A 21,948-nucleotide genomic window follows, 5' to 3' on the forward strand; every position below is an offset into this window, starting at 1 on the left:
ATCGACGGAGGCTATTGTGGTCAGTAAAATCAGTCACGTGAGCAACGCCCAAAACGCTGAAGACGGCGGCCATGCTGTTGTCTTGCCGCAGACGCGTCGCGGGTCGGTCAGCGCCACCGAGCGGCCCGTTGCTTCCCTGCTCGACGGGTTGCCGCGCGCTCATGAGCCGGCCGAACGGTGCGGCGTGTTGGCGCAAAAGCCACTGCGCAATGCGCCATCAAAACCGCGCTCGTTGACTGCATTGCCAACAGAGATTTTGTATCACATCGCGAGCGTCGGCGGGCATGACGTGCTGCAGCCGTTCCAGCGGTCGAAAAATACTCGGCTGATGGCGATCGCCGACGCGATGACGCGTTCCATAACGGTTTCGAACGTGTCCGAGATGGGTACGGTGCTGAAAGACATTCAACAGCAGCGTTACCCGCGGATTAAGACGTTGAGCTTTGGCGGCGGTTGCATCGAAAAAGGTTGCGTCGGAGAATTAAAAGTTCAACAGTTAGCTGACTTGCTACGGAGTCCAGATTGTACGATCACTTCGCTGGATCTAAGTAACAATCCGATCAGTGCAAAAAGCGCGAAGTCTCTGGCGGACGCATTGTGCGATCCGAACTGCCAACTCACGTCGTTGAACCTAAACCATTGTGGCATTTCTAGGCGAGGTGCCCAACATCTCGGGCGGGCGCTGACTCACCCGAATTGCAAGTTGACGTCGCTGAGCTTGTACGCCAACCGGACCGGTGACGAAGGCGCCGCGCCGGTGATCCAAGCGTTGGCTAACGAACACTGCAAGCTGGAGTCGCTTGACCTGGGACGTAATTCGCTGCAGGAAGCCAGTGCGGAGCAACTGAGTCGTGTATTGGGCGACTCCGCTTGCAAGCTTGTGTCGCTGAACCTGAGCAGTAATCACATCAATGACGAAGGTGTCGCGCATCTGGCCCGTATGCTGTCCAACCAGCGTTGTGGCCTCACGATGCTGAGTCTACGCGACAATGGCGTCAGCGATCGTAGTATTGCGTCCCTGTGCGCGGCGCTAACCCATCCCGGCGGCAGTCTGACAGCGCTGGATTTGGGCAACAATCGCATTAGTGAAGCGGGCGCTGAGCATGTTGGACAGGCGCTCGCCAACTCACATTGCAAGCTCGCCGGGCTCAGCCTGAGACAAAACAACATCGCGGATGGCGGTGTGCGGCACATCGCACGCGCGCTGACTGATCCACATTGCAAACTGACGTCACTTGACGTCGGGTCCAATGGCATCAGTGCGCAAGGTGCGGAACACTTGGGCCGTGCGTTGGGCAACGCAGGTTGTCAACTCACGTCGCTGGATTTGCAGGGCAATCAGATCGGCGCTGACGGTGCCAAGCATGTGGCCGATCCGTTGAGCCATCCCAATTGCAAGCTGGTGTCGCTGGGGCTTGGCAGCAATAACATCGGCAACGAAGGGGCAGCGCATATGGCCCGCGCGATCCGCGATGCAAATTGCAAGGTTGTGTCGCTGAATCTTGCGTTCAATGCAATCGACCACCGAGGCGTTGAGCAGGTGAGCCGGGCGCTGGCCCATCCGAATTGCAAGGTCACGTCACTGGACCTGTCTTCCAACGCTATCGGCGCGCAGGGTGTCGAACACCTGGGCGTCCCATTGGGGCTCGCGAACTGCAGGTTGAGGTCGTTGGACTTGATGGACACGGAGATCGACGACGAAGGCGCGTTACGGTTGATCGACGTACTACACAGGCGTGCCTATAGGCTTGCTTCGCTGAACATGGAAGACAACCCGATAAGCCCTGAAGTGCGAAGCCAGCTGGAATCGCTGAATCATGGTGCGCGCCGTGTCGTCGTCTGAGTTTGATAGCCGGGTCCGCGCAGGTTGTTTGATGTGTGGCCTACTTCACTTGCGCGGAACGAGCCAGTGAGCGCTGCCCAACCGGGGCTGGATGGCAAGTCCCGCTGCCGGCAGGTGACCAGGCTGAATGGTCGAGGGCCGCGCCCGACTGGCGATAACCCATTGAAATTGCGTCAGAAACCCAAGCGCCGATTGCACATGCCAGGCAGTTAGGCTAAAATCGCTCGTTTCTCGCTTGCCACACCGGTTCGACGCTCGGGTGGCTTCTATCCATAAGGAGTGTCTATGCGTCACTATGAAATCACGTTCATCGTGCACCCCGACCAGAGCGAGCAGGTGCCCGCGATGATTGAGAAGTATAAGTCGACGATCACTAGCCACGGTGGCCAGATCCACCGTATCGAAGACTGGGGCCGCCGCCAGTTGGCCTACATGATCGAAAAGCTCGCGAAGGCACACTACGTCTGCATGAACATCGAATGTGACCAGGCCACGCTCGACGAACTGGAACATGCGTTCAAGTTCAACGACGCGGTGCTGCGCCACTTGATCGTCAAGATGAAGAAGGCCGAGACCGGCCCGTCGCCGATGATGAAGGAAGTGCAGCGTGAGGAAGCGAAGAAGGCGGCTGCACAGCCTCAGGCTTCTGAAGCGCAAGCGTAACGTAGCGGGCAATATCAGGGAACAGGCGCAAGCCGTCGCGCGCGCATGTCGAACCGGTTGCAGCTCGTGGCGAGCGTCATCGAGCGCGATCCGGTGCGTTATACGCCAGCCGGCGTGCCGATCGTCAATTGCGTATTGCGGCACGAGTCGGAAGTCGTCGAGGCCGGTGTCAGTCGCCGCGTCGAGTTGACGATCCCGGCGCTGGCCGCCGGCGACATCAGCAGCAAGGTGGCGGCGTGCGGGTTGGGTGTTCACGCGCATTTCGACGGTTTTCTGGCCCGAAGACACCGTAACGCGAAAACCCTGGTATTTCACATCACAGCATTGCAGGATATAGAAAAGGACTGATCATGGCTCGTCCCACTGGTAAGAAATTCGACAAGCGTCGCCAGCAACAGAACCCGCTGTTCAAGCGCAAGAAGTTCTGCCGCTTCACGGCAGCCGGCGTCGAGTACATCGACTACAAGGATATCGAGACGCTGAAGGACTTCATTGGCGAAAACGGCAAGATCACGCCGGCGCGCCTGACTGGCACGAAGGCTCACTATCAACGCCAGCTCGACACGGCGATCAAGCGGGCGCGCTTCCTCGCGCTGCTGCCGTACACGGACCTGCACAAGGCCTAAGCGGGCGTCGATCAAGGAGAATTCGAATGCAAGTTATTTTGTTGGAAAAAGTTGTCAACCTCGGTAATCTGGGCGACATCGTCAAGGTCAAGGACGGCTACGCACGTAACTTCCTGATTCCGCAGCGCAAGGCCCGCCGTGCAACGAAGGACGCGATCGCCGAATTCGAAGTGCGTCGCGCGGAACTCGAGAAGGCAGCGGCCGACAAGCTGGCCGCTGCGCAGGCCCAGGGCGAGAAGCTGGCCGGCCTGACGCTGCAAATTACGCAGAAGTCGGGTGTCGATGGCCGTTTGTTCGGCTCGGTCACGAATCAGGACATCGCCGCCGCGCTCAAGCAGCAAGGCTTTGACGTTGAGAAGGCACAAGTGCGCCTGTCGCAAGGTCCACTGAAGACCGTGGGTGACCATCCGGTGCAAGTGGCGCTGCACACCGACGTGGTGACGGACATCACAGTGTCGGTGCTCGGCGAGCACGCGTAAGACGGCTGCGCACCTTCGGGTGTCGCGTGCAAGCAGGATCCGGGGAACCGGTTCCTGCTTTTTTTGTGTCATGCCATTGCGCGAATGGCTGAATGACCGATAATCGGTGCCCATGAACGCTTCAAACCACGATCCGCAACTTGAGTCACTGAAGGTCCCGCCGCATTCGATCGAGGCCGAGCAGTCAGTGCTTGGCGGTTTGCTGCTCGACAACGGCGCGTGGGACCGGATTGCGGACTTCCTGGGTCACCAGGATTTCTACCGCTTTGATCACCGGCTGATCTACGAGCACATCGGCAAGCTGATTGCCACGTCGCGACCTGCTGATGTGATCACGGTGTTCGAGTCGCTGTCCACCGCGGGCAAGGCGGACGATGTCGGCGGCCTTGCCTATCTGAATGCGCTTGCGCAGAACACGCCAAGCGCGGCGAATATCCGCCGGTATGCCGAGATCGTTCGCGACCGCGCGGTGTTGCGCAAGCTGGTGACCGTTGCCGACGAGATTGCCGGTGACGCGTTCAATCCGCAGGGCAAAGAGGTCCGGCAGCTGCTCGACGAGGCCGAGGCAAAGGTCTTCTCCATCGCGGAGGAAGGTCAGCGCGGCACGCAAGGGTTCCTGGAAATCGGGCCGTTGTTGACACAAGTGGTCGAGCGGATCGACACGCTGTACCACACGGCGAATCCGAGCGATGTGACCGGCACGCCAACCGGTTTCATTGACTTGGACCGAATGACCTCCGGGATGCACGGCGGCGAATTGATCATCGTTGCTGGACGGCCATCGATGGGCAAAACCGCATTTTCGATGAACATCGGTGAGTATGTCGCGGTCGAGTACGGTTTGCCGGTCGCGGTGTTCTCGATGGAAATGCCGGGCACGCAGCTTGTGATGCGGATGCTCGGCTCGATTGGCCGGCTCGACCAACACCGGATGCGTACCGGGCGGCTGACCGACGAGGATTGGCCCAAGCTCACGCACGCGGTGCAGAAAATGAGCGAAGCGCAGATCTTTATCGACGAGACGGGCGGGCTCAATCCGATGGAATTGCGCTCTCGGGCACGGCGACTGGCGCGTCAGTGCGGCAAGCTAGGCTTGATTATCGTCGATTATCTGCAATTGATGACCGGCTCGTCGCCGGGTGAGAACCGCGCGACAGAGATTTCTGAAATTTCGCGCTCGCTCAAGAGCTTGGCCAAAGAGCTTGACGTGCCGGTTATCGCGCTGTCTCAGCTAAATCGGGGCTTGGAGCAGCGGCCGAACAAGCGTCCGGTCATGTCGGACCTGCGCGAGTCTGGCGCGATCGAGCAGGATGCGGACGTGATCCTGTTTATTTACCGCGACGAGGTTTACAACCCGGACAGCCCCGACAAGGGGACGGCCGAGATCATTATCGGCAAGCAGCGAAACGGACCGATCGGGCCCGTTCGCTTGACGTTCCTGGGACCCTATACAAAATTCGATAATTTTGCTGGCGTGTCGACGTTCTACGGCAGCGAATAGCCGGGATGTGTCTTTAACGTCGCCCATTTATGCCCGCTCGATCGCGCGCGCTACGCTTGTGCTGCGCTGTGCCGCAGCGGCACGCATATTACACATCGCGCAGGCTGGCGACGCCCAGGTACAATACTGCACTTTTGTGTCAGCGCCCATTACTTCCGAGGGATTCATGTTCGGACGCTTTATGCCTACTGAAGGCAAGTTTTTCGAAATCTTTAACGCCCACGCGAAATGCATGGTCGATGCCAGTCTCGAACTCGAGCGGTTGATCGAAGACCTGCCCAATGCGGAGGTTCACAAGCAGAACGTGCAAGCGAACGAGAAACGTGCCGACAAGCTGACGCACGAATGTATCGATTTGCTGCACAAAACCTTTATCACGCCGTTGGACCGCGACGAGGTCCATAAGCTGATCACGACGATGGACGACATCCTCGATTTGATGGAGGATGTCGCCACTGCGGTGTCGCTGTACGACGTGCGTGCGGTAACCTCCGAGGCGAACGAACTCGCGCATGTTTGCCGGCTGACGTGCGAGCGCGTGCAGACGGCGGTGGGTTTGTTGCACGACATGAAACGCGCCAGTGCGATCCTGAAGGCCTGCGAGGAGATCGATCGTTACGAATCCGATGCGGATCGCCTGCTGCGCTCGGCGATGTCCAAGCTGTTTCGCGAGGAGGACGACGTCAAGACGTTGATCAAGCTGAAAGCGATTTTCGAGTTGCTCGAAGCCGTGACGGATAAGTGCGAGGATGTCGCGAACATCATCGAAGGTATCGTGCTCGAGAACGCATAGATAGGGCAGCTGATGCATTCGATCCAACTTGCTCTATGGGCGGTCGCGCTGCTGGTTGCCGTCGCGCTGGTATTCGATTTCATGAACGGTTTCCACGACGCGGCAAACTCGATCGCGACCGTGGTATCGACCGGTGTGCTCAAGCCGCACCAGGCCGTGGCATTCGCCGCCGGCTTCAACGTCGTCGCGTATTTCATTTTTCATCTGAAGGTGGCGGCCACGGTCGGCAAAGGCACAATCGACCCCGGCATCATCGATCACTACGTGGTGTTCGGCGCGCTGGTAGGGGCGATTGGCTGGAACATCGTGACTTGGTACTACGGGATCCCGTCGAGTTCGTCGCATGCGCTGATCGGCGGTTTGGTCGGCTCGGCGCTGGCCAAGTCGGGGTGGGGCGCGCTGAACGTGGACGGACTGGTAAAGACGATCGCCTTCATTTTTGTGTCGCCGTTGCTCGGCTTCGTGCTCGGGTCGCTGTTCATGCTGCTCGTGTCATGGTTTTTCTTCCGCACGCCGCCAAGCCGCGTTGACCGGCATTTCCGTCGGCTTCAACTCGTGTCCGCGTCGCTGTACAGCCTGGGGCACGGAGGCAACGACGCGCAGAAGACGATCGGCATCATTTGGATGTTGCTGATCGCGACCGGCTATGCGTCGGTGAGCGCCGACGCGCCGCCGACCTGGGTGATTGCCGGTTGCTACGTGTCGATGGGCCTGGGCACGTTGTTCGGCGGCTGGCGGATCGTGCGCACGATGGGGCAGCGCATCACGCGGCTCAAGCCGGTCGGTGGCTTCTGTGCGGAGACCGGTGGTGCGATTACGCTATTCATGGCGTCGTGGCTCGGTATTCCGGTCTCGACGACGCACACAATCACCGGCGCAATCGTCGGCGTCGGGGCGACGCAGAAACTGTCGGCCGTACGCTGGGGTGTCGCCGGCAATATCGTCTGGGCCTGGATTCTGACGATTCCGGCATCCGCCGCGCTGTCTGCTGCCGGCTGGTGGCTCGGTCAGCGGCTGCTGTAGGCGCACTCGGATCACTGCCGCGCTGCGGCCGTCCATCGGGATGATCGCACCGTGCACGTAATTGGGGCGCGCACTGGCCAAGAGCAGCGCAACGTCGGTGATTTCGTCCTGCTTCGTGTCGCGGCCCAGCCCAGTCCAGTACGAGCCGCGGCTGGTTGCGCGCGAGTCGTGCTGATCGGGTGGCCTGGCACTCAGAAATTGTCGTGGGCGAAACGGGCGATGGGATCATTGGCCGCGGCCGCCTGCGCTGGCGTGGCCATCGGCGTATCGGCCCCGTAGTCCTGGCTGCCCGCAGCCGGCGCGGCGCTTGCTGTCGTGGCGGCAGGATCGGGGGCGGCCGACATGACCGGCGCGGCGGTCCATGAAGCCGCTTGGCTGCGCGTGGTCGCAGCGGTCGGCGGGAACTGCTCAAACGCATCGAACAACGTATCGCCGGCGGCCGCCATCGCGCCGATCGGGTCTGGCTCGACGGCACCGACGCCGCGCGCCTGCGCGCGTGCAATGGATACCGACGGTGGCGTCGACGCGAACGCATCCCGGCCGCTCACGGCTTCGCCAGCGGCATAAGCCATCCCGTGCCGCGTACTCGCAGCAGCAGGCGCCACCCAGCTGGGCATCGCGCCGCGCGTGCCGGTTGGCGGTGTCGGTGGCGCTGAGGCCGCCAGCAGCGTCGGTGCGTCAAACGGCCCCTTTGGCGCGTTGCGCACCGGGGCGACACGGCGAATGCCATCGAATCGCTTCGCCCAGTACGGGTTCGTCATGTAGTCGATGCGTACCGTGCCACCGGTTGACGGCGCGTTGACGAAGCGCATGTTGCCCACGTAGATGCCGACGTGCGAATGCGGCCGGCCGGACGTGTTGAAGAAGACCAGGTCGCCGGGCGCGATTTCGTTCGGCTGGATCGGTCGCCCGCGTCGGCTCATTTCAACCGTGGTTCGCGGCAGCTCGACCGCCACCGAGCGTGCTAGCACGTAGCGTACGAGTCCACTGCAGTCGAAACCGCTGCTTGGCGTGTTGCCTCCCCAACGATAGCGCACGCCGACTAGGCTCATTGCCTGGATTGACACTTCCTCCTGGCCGACACTGTGATCCACGAAGCCGAGCCCAGACGATGGGCGCGTGCGGTAGCCGCTCGCCGGCGTTGCATCCCCGCGCGTGACGGGCGGCTGCACGCTGGAGCAAGCGGCAAGCAGTACAGCGATGGAGCAGGGCGCGAGTGCAATCCAGGGGAGGCGCATGAAAAAGCGGGCGGGCGACCAGGCGCACGCCTTCCGGCGGGGCAATGTCCGAATCATAGCCGCCGCACCGGGCTCTGGCCAATACACTTAAGAAAGAACTTTAAGTTTCCGAGGAATGACGTCGCCTGGATAGCACATGTTTCGTGTCGGCAGCTGGCGTGGCATCCCGAAAAAAAAGCGCCGGATCATTAGATCCGGCGCTGGAAGCTGATGTTGGCTGGCGGTGGGGATCGCCGCGCTGTTCGCTATAGCACCACAGCGCTACAGCACTACAGCACGTCCGAGGCGTAGTCTGCCAAGCGCGACCGTTCGCCACGCGCCAGCGTGACGTGGCCGCCGTGGGTCCACCCTTTGAAGCGGTCCACCACATAGGTCAGTCCCGAACTGCCTTCTGTCAAGTACGGCGTGTCGATCTGCGCGATGTTGCCCAGGCAAATCATTTTCGTGCCGGGGCCGGCCCGTGTGACCAACGTCTTCATTTGTTTCGGCGTCAGGTTTTGCGCTTCATCGATGATCACGTACTTATCGACGAAGGTGCGTCCGCGCATAAAGTTCATGCTCTTGACCTTGAGCCGCGAACGGATCAATTCCTGCGTGGCGGCGCGCCCCCATTCACCGGCCGTGTCGTCGGTTTTTTGCAACACTTCGAGGTTGTCGTCGAACGCGCCCATCCATGGCTGCATCTTTTCCTCTTCGGTGCCGGGCAGAAACCCGATGTCCTCGCCTACCGGCACGGTCGCGCGCGTGACGATGATCTCGTTGTAGCGCTTGTCATCGAGCACCTGCGCCAGGCCTGCGGCCAATGCCATCAACGTCTTGCCGGTGCCGGCCTGGCCGAGCAGCGTGACGAAATCAACCTCCGGGTTCATCAGCAGGTTCAGCGCGAAGTTTTGCTCGCGGTTGCGCGCCGTGATGCCCCATACGTTGTTCTTGTGGTGTCCGTAGTCGCGCAGCGTCTGCAACAACGCTGTCCTGCCGTTGATTTCGCGCACCACCGCGTGAAAGGCCGGCTCGCCGTTTTGAGGCTCGAGATAGACGAACTCATTGACCAGCAGCGACGCACACAGCGGCCCGGTGACCCGGTAGTACGTGGTGCCGCTCTTGGTGTCCTGCCAGCTCTCCATGCCCTTGCCGTGCCGCGTCCAGAAATCTTGCGGCAGCGCGCGCACGCCAGAGTAGAGCAGGTCCTTGTCCTCGAGGACCTGGTCATTGAAATAGTCCTCGGCCGGCAAGCCGAGTGCATGCGCCTTAATACGCATGTTGATGTCCTTGGACACCAGCACGACTTGCCGCTCCGGCATCTGCGCCTGCAGCGCCCGCACAACGCCCAGAATCTGATTATCCGCTTTGCCTTGCGGGAGCCCGACCACCAGTTCAATATCGGTGAGTTCGGTTTGGAAGAATAGGCGCCCGGCCGCTTCTCGGTTGCCCAACTGCGACAGCGCGATGCCGGTGATCATCGCGCTGCCGGCGTCGGCCACCAGCGCGTCCAGCGTGCGGCTGACCTGCCGCGCATTGCGTGCGACCTCCGACATCCCTTTCTTATGGTTGTCGAGTTCCTCGAGCGTGATCATTGGCAGGTAGACATCGTGTTCCTCGAAGCGGAACACGCAACTCGGATCGTGCATCAGCACGTTTGTGTCGAGTACGAAAAGCTTGCGCGTCGTGTCGGCGGCGCGCGTACTAGCCCGTCGCCGCGTGCCCCGTGTGCTCGGCGCGATGGAAAGCGTAGGCGGTGTGGCGCGTGTCGGCGTGGGCGTCTCGCGCAATGCGACGGGCGCCGGCGCGGCCGCGTCACGGGCCACCTCGGCCGAGACTGAGTTGGGGGCGGCCGTCTCTGGGGCGGGGCGTGATGGCTGAAGCAGCGCTGCGGTCTGCTTCGACTTGCGCTTGCGCGCGGTGGGCGCCTCGCGTACCACCTCCTCATCCGGCAACGCTGCGCGCAATGCCGCATTGTCTGCTTCAAGCGATGTCAGCGCCGGCAGGGGCTCGCTCACCGCGGCGCCGAGCGCGACACCGTCGTCCTGGCTTACGTAAGCGTCGTCATGGTCGTGCCCGGTGGCAGGCGAGCGCTTGCGCGCGCCCTTGGCCGTCTTCACCTTGGCCTTGTATTCGTCGGGTGAAAGCAGGTTTCCGAGTTTGCTCGGCGCGGTAGGCAAAGGCATGGTTTCCTCTGACGGAATCAGTTCAACGATGCACGCCGCTTGAGCGCCGATACAGCGGCGCCCTCTGCGACGTGCGCGAGTGTCAGTCACATGTAATGGGTGCCGGTTCGCCTAGGTCGGTGCGGCTCCAATAAAAAAAGCCGCACCCCCTTGGACGGGGAGCACGGCGGTAAGGTAGGGAGTCAGCCTTCATTGCGGCCCACTATAACCTGCGTCAAACGCTCACGTCAAAGGGCACATGTGGCGCTGCGTCAACTGCGTCACAGGGCTTGCACGGCGGCCAGCACCTCATCGACATGGTTGGGCACCTTCACGCCGCGCCACTCGCGGCGCAGTACATGCTGCGCATCGAGCAGGAAAGTCGAGCGCTCGATGCCACGTACCTGCTTACCGTACATCTTTTTCATTTTGACGACATCGAATAGCTGGCACACACTCTCGTCGGCGTCGGACACCAGCACGAACGGCAATTCGAGCTTGCGCTGGAAGTTCTCGTGCGAGCGTACACTGTCGCGCGAGATGCCGACGATCTCGGCACCCGCCTGCTTGAAGGCCGGGTACGCGTCACGAAACGCCAGGCTCTCGGTGGTGCAGCCCGGTGTGTTGTCCTTCGGATAGAAATAGAGAACGACCTTGTTGCCTTTCAGCGCAGACAGCGTAAATTCGCCACCCGTCGCTGAAGCGCTGAAATCGGGAACGGCGTGGTCGATCGCAATGCTCGGCACGGATTTCTCCTGTTGTTATGACCAGCGGCAGCGAGCAGGACCGATGCAGACCGACGCTCGCGCCATTGCTTCAGTCGGGCTGAATGATTAGCTCGCCGGCGCGGCCTGGTACCTCACCCCACGCGACAGGGTACGATGGCAGCGAGTCCAGGTCCAGCGTGGCGTAATAGTCGGCCATCGACACCAATGCATGCCCCTGCGCGCGCCAGCCCGCCAGCAGGCGTTCGAGCACGGGGGCGAGCTTCTGTCCTTCCAGTTCTGCGTGCAGTGTGAATACGTGGTCAACGCCGTCGTGCCGCGTCAGCGACAACAGGTAATCGGCGACGTTGTCCACGCTCAACCCATCCAGCCCGAGCACTTCGTCCAATGTTGGCAGCGTGGTTGGCAGCTGCACATGGGCAAGCGGCATGCCGTTTACCGTCGGCCGATACGGGCCATGGCCGCGCCCGTCGGACGCGTACCGGATGCCCCATGCGTCGAGTTGATGAAATGCATGGTCGTTCATCTGCCAGCCTGCTGCGCCATGGGTACGCGGCGCCTCGCCGAATACCTCGACGAAGCGCGCGTGGCTTTTCGCCATTTGTGCGATCGTCCATGCGCGCTCACGCGTGCGCACGTTGTCCTGCCAATACACGTGGTCCCATGTATGAATGCCCACCTCGAAGCCGGCATCGCGCGTGGCACGCATCTGCGCCGCCGCGCGCGCGCCGATGTCCGGGCCGGGCAGCAGCACGCCGTAGGCGAGCGTCTTGAGGCCATAGTGTTCGAGCACCGACGTGCGCGACACCTTGCGCAGGAACCCTGGTCGGAATACCCGGCGCAATGCCCAACCGGTGTGGTCGGGGCCTAGGCTGAATAGAAACGTGGCGCCGGCGCCAGCGTGCCGGAGCATCCGCACGAGGTTCGGCACGCCTTCACGGGTGCCGCGCAGCGTGTCGACGTCGATTTTCAGTACGATACGGGCCACTGCCGTCACTCGTGCCGTCAGTCGACCAGCGCGCGGGCTTCGGCGACCTGCGAGCGGTAGGCCTCGAAGATCTTGCGCAGTGCGTCGTCCATCGACAGCGTCGGTGCCCAGGCCAGATCCTGCTTCGTATTGTCGATTTTCGGCACGCGGTTCTGCACGTCCTGGTAACCGGTGCCGTAGTAGGCGCTCGACGAGGTTTCCACCAGCTTCACCTGTTGTGCAGACTGCGCATACTCAGGGTAATCTGCCGCCAGCGCCAGCATCTTGTTGGCCAGCTCGCGCACCGAGAAATTGTTGTGCGGATTGCCGATGTTGTAGATTTTCCCGGTCGCGATGCCGGCCGGGTTCTCGATGATCCGCATCAGCGCCGAGATGCCGTCGTCGATGTCGGTGAACGCGCGTTTTTGTGCGCCGCCGTCCACCAGGCTGATGTTCTCGCCCCGCACGATATGGCCGAGGAACTGCGTGACCACGCGCGATGATCCCTCCTTCGGCGTGTGGATCGTGTCCAGCCCCGGGCCGATCCAGTTGAACGGGCGGAACAGCGTGAAATTCAGGCCCTCCATGCCGTAGCCCCAGATTACGCGGTCCATCAACTGCTTCGAGCATGCGTAGATCCAGCGCGGTTTGTTGATTGGGCCGTAGATCAGCGGCGAGGCTTCCGGGTCGAACTCGCCATCGGTGCACATGCCGTATACCTCGGAAGTGGACGGAAAGACCAGATGCTTGCCGTATTTGACCGCTGAGCGCACAATCGGCACATTGGCCTCAAAATCAAGCTCGAACACGCGCAGCGGCTGCTTCACATAGGTGGCTGGTGTGGCGATCGCGACCAGCGGCAGAATCGCGTCACACTTACGGATGTGATACTCGACCCATTCCTTGTTGATCGTGATGTCGCCTTCGAAGAAGTGCATTCGCGGATGCTGCGTCAGACCACCCAGACGATCCTTGTGCATGTCCATCCCATAGACTTCCCAATCGGTGGTCTCGAGGATGCGCTTAGACAGGTGATGGCCGATGAAGCCGTTGACGCCGAGGATCAGGACTTTTTTCATGAATGCGATGAGGATTGAGTAAGGCGCAGGAACGTTGCCGCGTCGATTACGCGCTCGTCGTGCGTGGGATCGCAAGCGTTGCGGCCGACATGGCGCAGTTCGCGGATCGCCAGCGCGCGGCCGTCGCCGCACACGCCAAATAGCGCATTATCGCAAACCTGCAAGCCTGGCGGCAATTTCGCGGCGACGGCCGCGCCGTGACGCGCGAGCCGGGCCGCGGCGACGATGAAGCGCTCGCCGCCGACGTCGGTGAACGCGCCTGGATACGGTGGCGCGACCGCGCGCACCAGGTTGTAGACCTGCTGTGCGGGCAGGCGCCAGTCGATGCGGCCATCCTCGGGCCGGCGCCCACCAAAATAGCTACCCGCGGCCAGATCGTTCGGCAGCCGCGGTGCGTCGCCAGCCAGCAGTGCTGGCAGCACCCGCCACAGCGTCTGCTCGGCGGCCACGGTCACCTTATCGAACACCTGGCTCGCAGTATCGTCCGGCAGGATCGGCACTGGCGTTTGCGCGACGATCGCGCCGGCGTCCGGCTTGGCCGTCATCTCGTGCAGCGTGGCGCCCGTCTCGGTCTCGCCGTTGAGCACGGCCCAGTTGGTCGGCACGCGGCCACGGTACTTCGGTAGCAGCGAGCCGTGCAGGTTGAAGGCGCCGCGCGGTGCCAGCGCGAGCAGGCCAGCCGGTAGCATGTGTCGGTAATAGAAAGAGAACAGGAAATCCGGCTGCACCGCGCGCACGGCCTCGGCCAACTCTGGCGCGCGCGGATCGGCGGGCGTAATCGCCGGCAGTCCGTAGTCGGCCGCGACCGCTGCCACGCTTTCGAACCAGATGCGCTCTTGCGGATTGTCTTGATGCGTGACGATGAGCGCGACGTCTACGCCGCGCGCGAGTAGCACGCGCAGGCAGCGCGCGCCGACATTGTGATACGCGAAGACGACGGCGCGCGCGTTCATCGGTTGCGCTCCATCGCGCCGTCCGCGTTGCGCTTCGCCTTGCCGTCTGCGTTGCGCTCCACCATGTCATCTGCGTGCTCGCCGCGCGCAACGCGCGGCGTCGGGGAAGCCGGTGTGCGGCCGGTGCTGGTCGCATGCCTGGGTGCATCGCTGTCGCGCTGTTGCAGTACCGCTTGCACCAGATAGCGTGGCCGCGCGCGCACTTGCTCGTAGATTCGGCCGATGTATTCACCGAGCAGGCCGAGCGCGAAAATGATCACGCCGAGCAGGAAGAACGTAATCGCGAACAACGTGAACACGCCCTGAACTTCCGCGCCAATGATAAAGCGCCGCACCAGCAGCAGTATGAACAGCGCCGCGGAGCCGCTGGACAGAATTACGCCGACGAACGACAGCCATTGCAGCGGCACCACCGAGAAGCCGGTGACCAGATCGAAGTTCAACCGGATCAGGCTGTACAGCGAGTACTTCGATTCGCCGGCGAAACGCTCTTCGTGCGAGACCTCGATCTCGACCGGGTTTTGCGCGAACGTATAGGCGAGCGCTGGGATGAACGTGTTGATTTCGCCGCACAGGTTGATCGTGTCGATGATGCGGCGGCTGTATGCGCGCAGCATGCATCCTTGGTCGGCCATCCGGATCCGCGTGATGCGCTCGCGCAACCGGTTCATCGCGGCCGACGCCTTGCGGCGGAATAAGCTGTCGCGCCGCTGTAGCCGGATCGTGCCAACGTAGTCGTGGCCCTCGCGCATCTTCGCCACCAGCTTGCCGATTTCCTCCGGTGGATTCTGCAAATCCGCATCGAGCGTGACCACGATGTCGCCGCGTGTCTGCTCGAACCCGGCGAGGATGGCCATGTGCTGCCCGTAGTTACCGTTGAGCAGCACAACACGGGTGGCGTCTGGGCGTGCGTGATACTGCTCGGCCAGCATCGCGGCCGAGCGATCACGACTGCCATCGTTGATGAAAATCACTTCGTAGGTCAAGTCCAGCGCGTCCAGCGCCGGATAGAGCCGCGCAAACAGGGCGGCCAGGCCCGCTTCCTCGTTGTAGACGGGGATCACGACGGACAGTTCAGGCGTATTCATTGTTGGTGACGGTGAATAATCTCATTGACGGCTTGCACGACGCGCGACACGTCAGCCATCGTCATTTGCGGAAACAGCGGCAGCGTGACGATTGCCCGCCCAACGCGCTCCGCGTGTGGGAACATGCCCGGGCCGAAGCCCCGTTCCCGGTACAGCTTGAACAGATGGATTGGCGGATAGTGCACGCCGGTGCCGATGCCGCGCTCCTTCATCTGCGCCATGAAGTCGGCGCGCTGGATCGCGAGCCGCTCCAGCGGCAGCACAATCTGAAACATGTGCCAGTTCGAGTTTGTGAAGTCCGCGGGCGGCAACTCGACGCCGGCGGCCACGGCCGCGCCGCCGGCGAAATGCTCGAAATAGGCGCGTGCCAGCGCGCGGCGCTGCGCGGTGATTTCGTCCAGGCGGGCCAGCGAGCCCAACCCAACGCGCGCGGCGACGTCAGTCAGATTGTACTTACCGCCGAGCACGTCGCATTCCATTCCGTCAAAGCCGGTGCGCGTGATGCCCTGCAGCCGGTACTTTTCGGCGAGCCGCGCTTCGTCGTCGTTGTTCAGCACCAGCGCCCCTCCCTCGATGGAGGTGATGTTCTTGTTTGCATGGAAGCTGAACGACACGAAGTCACCGCACGTGCCGACGCGCCGGCCGTTCCAGCTCGAGCCGAGCGCCTGTGCGGCGTCCTCAACCACACGCAATCGGTGCGCGCGCGCGATCGCATGGAGCTGTTCCAGGTCCATGGGCACCCCGGCCAAATACACTGGGATAATCGCGCGCGTGCGCGGCGTGATGGCGGCCTCGAGCTTGTCCAGGTCCAGGTTGCGGGTGACTGGATCGATGTCGACGAACACCGGGGTCGCCCCCACCTCACAAATCACGTTGCTGGTGGACACCCATGACAGCGGCGTGGTGATGACTTCGTCGCCGGGCCCAATGCCGGCGATGCGCAGCGCGATTTCCATCGTGCAGGTGCCCGAATTAAATGTTCGCACCGGCCGGCCGCAGTAATTGGACAGCGCTGCTTCGAAACGGGCGTTTTGCGGGCCGGTCGTAATCCAGCCGCTGCGCAGCACCTCGACGACGCCGGCAATCGTTTCCTCATCGACGTGTGGCCGCACGAACGGCAAAAAGGGCAAGGAGGTTTCACTCATGGTTTGTCTGATCCGGTTCTCTCGGCAGGCTGGGTGGGCTCAACTGCGCGCCAGTACGATCACGCCGAGCAAAATGATACCGATGCCCACGAGGCGCTGTATCGAAATGACCTCGCCGAATAGGTACCAGGCCGCTATCGCATTGACCGCATAGCCGAGCGACAACATTGGGTAGGCGATCGACACGTCCACGCGCGACAGCCCGAGGATCCAGACGACGACGCTGACGACATAGCATGCCAACCCGCCGATGATCGGCCACTGCGTGGCCAGCCGCACGCTGATCGGCACGATGTTCGCCGCCGAGAATTCAAAATGGCCGACCGCATTCACACCGGCCTTGAGCAGCAACTGCGCGCACGTGTTGAGCAGCACGCCGGAAAGAATGCACGTAAGGGAAATCGGATTCATCTTTAGGCTCGGCTTACGGTTAAGGTTTGGCGACGATGACGCGCCGCGTGTCGCGCGCAATCACCCTCATCGGCACGCCGGCGGCGGCCAGCTGCCCGTACAGCGAGGGTGGCAACAACGCCAGTGCGGGTCCGGGCTCACGCCACCGGGCGCGCCACTGGTCAACCGTCGGAATCCACTTGCTTGGCTCAATGGTTGCTCCGAACCATAGCTCATCGGCGTGCTGGACCATGATGGTCGTATGGCGGACATAGAACGGCAGCGTATGGTCGAGCATGTCCACCGAGTAGAACGGCGTGTCGGCCGGCAGCTTCGCCAGCTCTGCCTGGACCGCCGGTGCGAGCAGGGCGCCGCTGCTGTGTCGTCCGAACACCTCGTGGCCATTGCCGCCAATGGCGCCGAGCAGGAACCAGCCGATGCCGAACACAACGATGCTCGCTGCCGGCGGCGCGGCATGCGGCGCGGCGCCGCACGGCAGCGCACGCCGCCGCACGAGCCAGCCGGCGAGCAGCGTCAGCACGAGGCCGACGCCGATGGCGATCTCGACCCAGACGACGTATTCTCGATACAGCGCGTTCGGCGTCTTCTCGTCACCGTCCCCGCTCAGCGCGAAGTACGCGACCACGGCCGCTATGGCCAGGAACGCCGCATAGCCGAGCAAATGCTGCCGCCATTGCGCGCGCGTGACCCCCGGCAGGTACAGGCCGATCACTAGGGCCAGCGCCGGCGCCACGGGCAGCGTGTACGAGATCAGCTTTGAATGCGACGCGCTAAAGAACAGAAAGATGAACGCAGACCACACCAGCAGCAGCGTGACTGGCGCGAAGCCGTTCTGCTGACGCGGTATCCGCCAGCCCTGGCGCACGCTCTGGGCGACGATCGAGACCCAAGGCAGGAAGCCCACGAGCAGCACGCCCGCGAAATAATAGAATGGCCCGGGCCGGTTTTGCGCGGGTGTTAGGTAGCGCTCGAACTGCTGGACGATGAAAAAATAATGGAAGAACTCTGGATTGTTGCGCTGCACGAGCACGAACCATGGCAGCACGATCCCGGCAAAGACCAGCGCGCCGCTGATCAGGTAAAGCCGTTTCCACACCGCCCAGTCACGTGCCACCACTGTGTAAATCACCAGCGTCGCGCCCGGCAGGATGAGCCCAACCAAGCCTTTGGATAGGACCGCCAGCGCCATTGATGCCCAGCACAGCCACATCCAGCCACGTCGCGCGCCGGCCGGCAGGTGTGCGCGCTGGGCTAGCAGCAGCGAGCACAGTGTCAGTGCCATCCAGAACGCCAGGCCTGTGTCCAGCACGTTAAAGTGGCCCATCAGATTCCAGTACGGCGACGCGGCCAGCACCAGTGCCGCCATCAGCCCGGCCGCCGGATTGAACACGCGCGCGCCGGTGTAGCCCACCAGCAGGATGCCGGCAAAACCGCACAGCGCCGTGTAGAGCCGTGCCTGCCAATCACCCAGGCCGAACCAGGCGAACGTGATGGCGTTAAACCAGGTCTGCAGCGGCGGCTTCTCGAAATATTTGTACCCGTTGTAGCGTGGGGTGATCCAGTCGCCGGTGACGAGCATCTCGCGTGCCATTTCCGCATAGCGTCCCTCGTCGCTCGGAACCAGGTGGCGCCAGTTCAACTGCAGGAACCATGCGAGTGCGAACAGCAGCACAAGCAGTAGCAGGGCCGCCGGCGACAGCGGCAACGCGCGCGACGGCGTGTTGCCGACGGCGCTGGGCGGGACGGTCGAGGGCGCCGTCGGCCGCATCGGGTCGAGCAAGTCTTGCATCAGCTATCCGTTTTTCAGAGAGTGTGTAGTTGTCGTGGACGCGTGTATGGGCACGCCCGCCCGCCACGGGCCGTGGCGCGGCTAGCGGGCCACCGCATGGTGGCTCGCGCTCATGGTTTTTCGATCAGCAACGCGAGCGCGACCTTGCGGCCTTCGGCCATCAAGATGTTATAGGTGCGGCACGCGGCCTGGAAATCCATCGCTTCAATGCCGATGCGCCGGCGCGACAGGGCTACGGTTAACCGCGGGTGCGCAAAGCGCAGCCGTGCGCCGGTCCCGAAGATCACGACCTCGATGCCAGATTCGCCGGCGGACTCGACCAGCGCGTCAAAATGCTCGGGCGTGAGCGCATCGAATGAGGAGACCGGCCACGGCACGACCGGCGTCTGCGGGAAGACTAGAACGCTGTGTTCGTAGCGTTGCAGATTGACGTCGACATAGTCAGCGCCGTAACCGGTCACGGTATTCAGGGCGCCGGCAAAATCCTGGTGTAATTTCAATGCAGCAGTCCATGTGCGCCCGCCGCATGCGGCAGACGGTGGGCGCGAGTTATGGGACAATGGAAACGACCCGCGAGGACCCGGCGAGTTCCGCGCGCGGCACGTGCGGCCGCCACGGGCAAGCCGCCCGCGATCGTTTGATGCATTGCGGAACTACGCCAGAATCCGCTAAATTATACCCTTTGTCGTCCGTTAAGCCCGCTAGCTCACGCGAGCGGCGCCGCGTCAGCGGGCGGTGCGCGGTCCGGTGCCCCGGCCGCCCTCCGGCGATGGCCGCGTTCCAGCGTGAGCGCCGATTTCCCTTACCGAAGCGTTGGCCGTGAAGCCCATCCTAAAGTCGCATAAGCTATCAAACGTCTGCTATGACATACGCGGGCCCGTGCTCGAGGAGGCCAAGCGCCTCGAGGAAGAGGGGCACCGGATCATTAAGCTGAACATCGGCAATCTCGCTGCGTTCGGTTTTGACGCGCCCGACGAGATCATCACCGACATGATCCGCAACCTGCCGGAGTCGTCCGGCTATTCGGATTCGAAGGGCGTGTTTGCGGCGCGCAAATCCGTCATGCACTACACGCAGCAAAAGGGCATCGTCGATGTCAAGCTCGATGACATCTTCATTGGCAACGGCGCGTCCGAGTTGATCGTGATGGCGATGCAAGGCTTGCTGAACGACGGCGACGAGGTGCTATTGCCGGCGCCGGACTACCCGTTATGGACCGCGGCGGTGAGCTTGTCGGGCGGCACGCCGGTCCACTACCGGTGCGACGAGTACAACGGCTGGCTGCCGGACCTGGACGATATGCGCGCGAAGATCTCACCGAATACGCGCGCCATGGTAATCATCAACCCGAACAACCCGACCGGCGCGCTGTACCCGGACGACCTCGTGCGGGCGATGCTCGAACTCGCGCGCCAGCACCAACTGATTGTGTTCTCCGACGAGGTCTACGACAAGATCGTCTACGACGGCGGTGTGCACACGTCGGTCGGCGCGTTATCGCAGGATGTGCTCACCGTCACGTTCAACAGCTTGTCCAAAAGCTACCGGTCTTGCGGCTACCGGGCCGGCTGGATGGTGGTGTCGGGCGACAAGCGGCATGCGACTGATTATCTGGAAGGGCTCGGCATCCTCGCATCGATGCGGCTGTGCGCGAACGTGCCGGGCCAGTATGCGATCCAGACCGCGCTGGGCGGCTACCAGAGCATCGACGAGTTAATCCAGCCGGGCGGGCGCCTGTATAAGCAGCGCGAGCTTGCCTACGACATGCTCAGCGCGATTCCGGGCGTGTCGGTCGTCAAGCCGAAGGCGGCCCTGTACATGTTTCCAAGGCTGGATCCGGCTGTCTATCCGGTGCGCGACGACCAGCAACTGATTTTGGAACTGTTGCAGCAGGAGCGGGTGCTGCTGGTGCAGGGCACCGGATTTAACTGGCCCGCTCCCGACCACTTCCGGGTCGTATTCCTGCCCAACGTCGATGACCTGGGCGATTCGCTGAGCCGTGTCGCACGGTTCCTCGACGGCTATCGTAAGCGTACGAGCGCGTGAGGCGTGTCGCGCGCGCGTTGCGCCCCCTTTTAATGACTATGACACACGCGGGATGATGGAACCGATCAAAGTAGGATTGTTGGGCTTTGGCACGGTCGGTAGCGGCACGTTCAACGTGTTGCGCCGCAACCAGGAAGAAATTAGCCGCCGGGCTGGCCGCGGGATCGAAATCACGCGCGTCGCGGTGCGCAATCCGGCTAAGGCGCAACAGGTGCTGGGCGATGCGCTTGGCACGGTGGCGCTGACGTCGGATTTTGTCGCGGTGGTCGACGATCCGTCGCTGGACATCATCGCGGAGATGATTGGCGGCACCGGCATCGCCCGTGAACTCGTGCTGCGTGCGATCCACAATGGCAAGCATGTGGTGACGGCCAATAAGGCGCTGCTTGCTGTGCATGGAACTGAAATTTTCGAGGCGGCGCGTGCCAAGGGCGTGATGGTCGCGTTCGAAGCCGCGGTGGCCGGCGGCATTCCGATCATCAAGGCGTTGCGCGAGGGCCTGACGGCGAACCGCATCCAGTATATTGCCGGCATCATCAACGGCACCACTAACTTCATTCTCTCTGAGATGCGCGAGCGCGGCCTGGATTTCGCGACCGCGCTGGCCGACGCGCAGCGGCTCGGCTACGCGGAGGCCGACCCGACGTTCGACGTCGAGGGGATTGACGCTGCGCACAAGGCCACGATCATGGCGGCGATCGCATTCGGCGTGCCGGTGCAGTTCGAGCGTGCCCATGTCGAGGGCATCACCCGGCTGGACGCGCTGGACATTCGCTACGCGGAGGAACTGGGCTACCGGATCAAGCTGCTCGGCATTGCGCGGCGCACCACGCAGGGCATCGAGTTGCGCGTGCATCCGACGCTGATTCCGGCCAAGCGGCTGATCGCGAATGTGCAGGGGGCGATGAACGCGGTCCTAGTCTACGGCGATGCGGTGGGCGCGACGCTGTACTATGGCAAGGGGGCGGGTGCCGAGCCGACGGCGTCGGCCGTGGTCGCTGACCTGGTTGACGTCACGCGACTGCACACGGCGGACCCCAACAATCGCGTGCCGCACCTGGCATTCCAGCCGGACCGATTGGCGAACACGCCGATTTTGCCCATCGACGAGGTCACCAGCAGCTACTACCTGCGGTTGCGCGTTGCGGACCAGACCGGCGTGCTGGCCGACATCACGCGCATCCTCGCGACCCTAAACATCTCGATCGATGCGCTGCTGCAAAAGGAGTCGGAGGTCATCGACGTAAGCCTGGCGGGCGAGACCGATATCATCCTGATCACGCACGAGACGCTGGAGAAGAACATCAATGCAGCGATTTCTCGTATCGAAGCGTTGTCCACGGTGCGCTCGGGCGTGACCCGACTGCGCATGGAAGCGTTGAACTGATGCCCACGCCAATTGCTTCGGCCCGTGGCCGGAGCGCCAGGAGCTTTC

Annotated in this window: 21 protein-coding genes; 10 read left to right on the forward strand and 11 right to left on the reverse strand. The window is 62.5% G+C overall.

Annotation, left to right across the window (positions count from 1 at the left end; all coding sequences use genetic code 11):
- Nucleotides 1-16 precede the first annotated feature (16 nt).
- From KPG66_RS06190 to KPG66_RS06225, 8 genes are all read left to right on the forward strand, one after another.
- Complete coding sequence (locus tag KPG66_RS06190) at nt 17-1,843, forward strand: hypothetical protein (protein ID WP_237070281.1); 1,827 nt, start codon at nt 17-19, stop codon at nt 1,841-1,843.
- 285 nt (nt 1,844-2,128) lie between these two features.
- Nucleotides 2,129-2,506, forward strand: a complete 378-nt coding sequence (gene rpsF, locus KPG66_RS06195; RefSeq protein WP_041753437.1) for a 30S ribosomal protein S6 — start codon at nt 2,129-2,131, stop codon at nt 2,504-2,506.
- Between the two features lie 45 nt (nt 2,507-2,551).
- A complete protein-coding gene (gene priB / locus KPG66_RS06200; protein WP_013435139.1) occupies nt 2,552-2,854 on the forward strand; it encodes a primosomal replication protein N in 303 nt (100 codons plus the stop codon).
- 2 nt (nt 2,855-2,856) lie between these two features.
- Nucleotides 2,857-3,132 (forward strand): 30S ribosomal protein S18, encoded by a 276-nt coding sequence (rpsR, locus tag KPG66_RS06205; RefSeq protein WP_076785003.1) that lies wholly within the window; start codon nt 2,857-2,859, stop codon nt 3,130-3,132.
- A 26-nt stretch (nt 3,133-3,158) separates the two neighbouring features.
- Nucleotides 3,159-3,611: a 50S ribosomal protein L9 gene (rplI, locus tag KPG66_RS06210; protein ID WP_013435141.1), complete on the forward strand. Its 453-nt coding sequence runs from the start codon at nt 3,159-3,161 to the stop codon at nt 3,609-3,611.
- Between the two features lie 112 nt (nt 3,612-3,723).
- The gene (locus tag KPG66_RS06215; protein ID WP_041753440.1) at nt 3,724-5,112 is read left to right on the forward strand and encodes a replicative DNA helicase; all 1,389 of its coding nucleotides are present in this window, start codon (nt 3,724-3,726) and stop codon (nt 5,110-5,112) included.
- Nucleotides 5,113-5,278: 166 nt separating this feature from the next.
- Nucleotides 5,279-5,905, forward strand: coding sequence for a DUF47 domain-containing protein (locus tag KPG66_RS06220; RefSeq protein ID WP_041754229.1), 627 nt, complete (start codon nt 5,279-5,281; stop codon nt 5,903-5,905).
- A 12-nt stretch (nt 5,906-5,917) separates the two neighbouring features.
- Nucleotides 5,918-6,928: an inorganic phosphate transporter gene (locus KPG66_RS06225; protein ID WP_013435144.1), complete on the forward strand. Its 1,011-nt coding sequence runs from the start codon at nt 5,918-5,920 to the stop codon at nt 6,926-6,928.
- 191 nt (nt 6,929-7,119) lie between these two features.
- On the opposite strand, the gene KPG66_RS06235 is transcribed toward KPG66_RS06225, so the two are convergent.
- The 11 genes from KPG66_RS06235 to KPG66_RS06285 form a co-directional block, all read right to left on the reverse strand.
- Entirely contained in the window at nt 7,120-8,166 is a 1,047-nt protein-coding gene (locus tag KPG66_RS06235) for a C40 family peptidase (RefSeq protein ID WP_237070282.1), read from the reverse strand.
- A gap of 269 nt (nt 8,167-8,435) precedes the next feature.
- Nucleotides 8,436-10,331, reverse strand: coding sequence for a PhoH family protein (locus KPG66_RS06240; RefSeq protein WP_237070283.1), 1,896 nt, complete (start codon nt 10,329-10,331; stop codon nt 8,436-8,438).
- Between the two features lie 260 nt (nt 10,332-10,591).
- Nucleotides 10,592-11,056, reverse strand: coding sequence for a peroxiredoxin (locus KPG66_RS06245; protein ID WP_237070284.1), 465 nt, complete (start codon nt 11,054-11,056; stop codon nt 10,592-10,594).
- Between the two features lie 70 nt (nt 11,057-11,126).
- Entirely contained in the window at nt 11,127-12,023 is an 897-nt protein-coding gene (locus KPG66_RS06250) for a polysaccharide deacetylase family protein (protein ID WP_237070285.1), read from the reverse strand.
- A 17-nt stretch (nt 12,024-12,040) separates the two neighbouring features.
- A complete protein-coding gene (locus KPG66_RS06255) occupies nt 12,041-13,081 on the reverse strand; it encodes a bifunctional UDP-4-keto-pentose/UDP-xylose synthase (RefSeq protein WP_237070286.1) in 1,041 nt (346 codons plus the stop codon).
- Nucleotides 13,078-14,034 carry a formyltransferase gene (locus KPG66_RS06260; RefSeq protein ID WP_237070287.1) on the reverse strand — a complete coding sequence of 319 codons (957 nt, stop codon included), beginning with the start codon at nt 14,032-14,034 and terminating at the stop codon, nt 13,078-13,080. Before KPG66_RS06260 ends, KPG66_RS06255 begins: the two co-directional genes overlap by 4 nt.
- Nucleotides 14,031-15,122 carry a glycosyltransferase gene (locus KPG66_RS06265; RefSeq protein ID WP_237070288.1) on the reverse strand — a complete coding sequence of 364 codons (1,092 nt, stop codon included), beginning with the start codon at nt 15,120-15,122 and terminating at the stop codon, nt 14,031-14,033. Before KPG66_RS06265 ends, KPG66_RS06260 begins: the two co-directional genes overlap by 4 nt.
- Nucleotides 15,119-16,267, reverse strand: coding sequence for a DegT/DnrJ/EryC1/StrS family aminotransferase (locus tag KPG66_RS06270; protein WP_237070289.1), 1,149 nt, complete (start codon nt 16,265-16,267; stop codon nt 15,119-15,121). Before KPG66_RS06270 ends, KPG66_RS06265 begins: the two co-directional genes overlap by 4 nt.
- A 39-nt stretch (nt 16,268-16,306) precedes the next feature.
- Complete coding sequence (locus KPG66_RS06275; protein WP_041753446.1) at nt 16,307-16,678, reverse strand: SMR family transporter; 372 nt, start codon at nt 16,676-16,678, stop codon at nt 16,307-16,309.
- A 19-nt stretch (nt 16,679-16,697) separates the two neighbouring features.
- Nucleotides 16,698-18,467, reverse strand: a complete 1,770-nt coding sequence (locus KPG66_RS06280; RefSeq protein ID WP_237070290.1) for a glycosyltransferase family 39 protein — start codon at nt 18,465-18,467, stop codon at nt 16,698-16,700.
- Between the two features lie 110 nt (nt 18,468-18,577).
- Nucleotides 18,578-18,967, reverse strand: coding sequence for an Mth938-like domain-containing protein (locus KPG66_RS06285; RefSeq protein ID WP_041753448.1), 390 nt, complete (start codon nt 18,965-18,967; stop codon nt 18,578-18,580).
- A gap of 313 nt (nt 18,968-19,280) precedes the next feature.
- On the opposite strand from KPG66_RS06285, the gene KPG66_RS06290 reads away from it, so the two are divergent.
- Nucleotides 19,281-20,513, forward strand: a complete 1,233-nt coding sequence (locus KPG66_RS06290; protein WP_013435156.1) for a pyridoxal phosphate-dependent aminotransferase — start codon at nt 19,281-19,283, stop codon at nt 20,511-20,513.
- Nucleotides 20,514-20,568: 55 nt separating this feature from the next.
- Nucleotides 20,569-21,900, forward strand: a complete 1,332-nt coding sequence (locus KPG66_RS06295; RefSeq protein WP_237070291.1) for a homoserine dehydrogenase — start codon at nt 20,569-20,571, stop codon at nt 21,898-21,900.
- Nucleotides 21,901-21,948 lie beyond the last annotated feature (48 nt).

Source organism: Mycetohabitans sp. B2 (assembly GCF_021733735.1).
GTDB lineage: Bacteria > Pseudomonadota > Gammaproteobacteria > Burkholderiales > Burkholderiaceae > Mycetohabitans > Mycetohabitans rhizoxinica.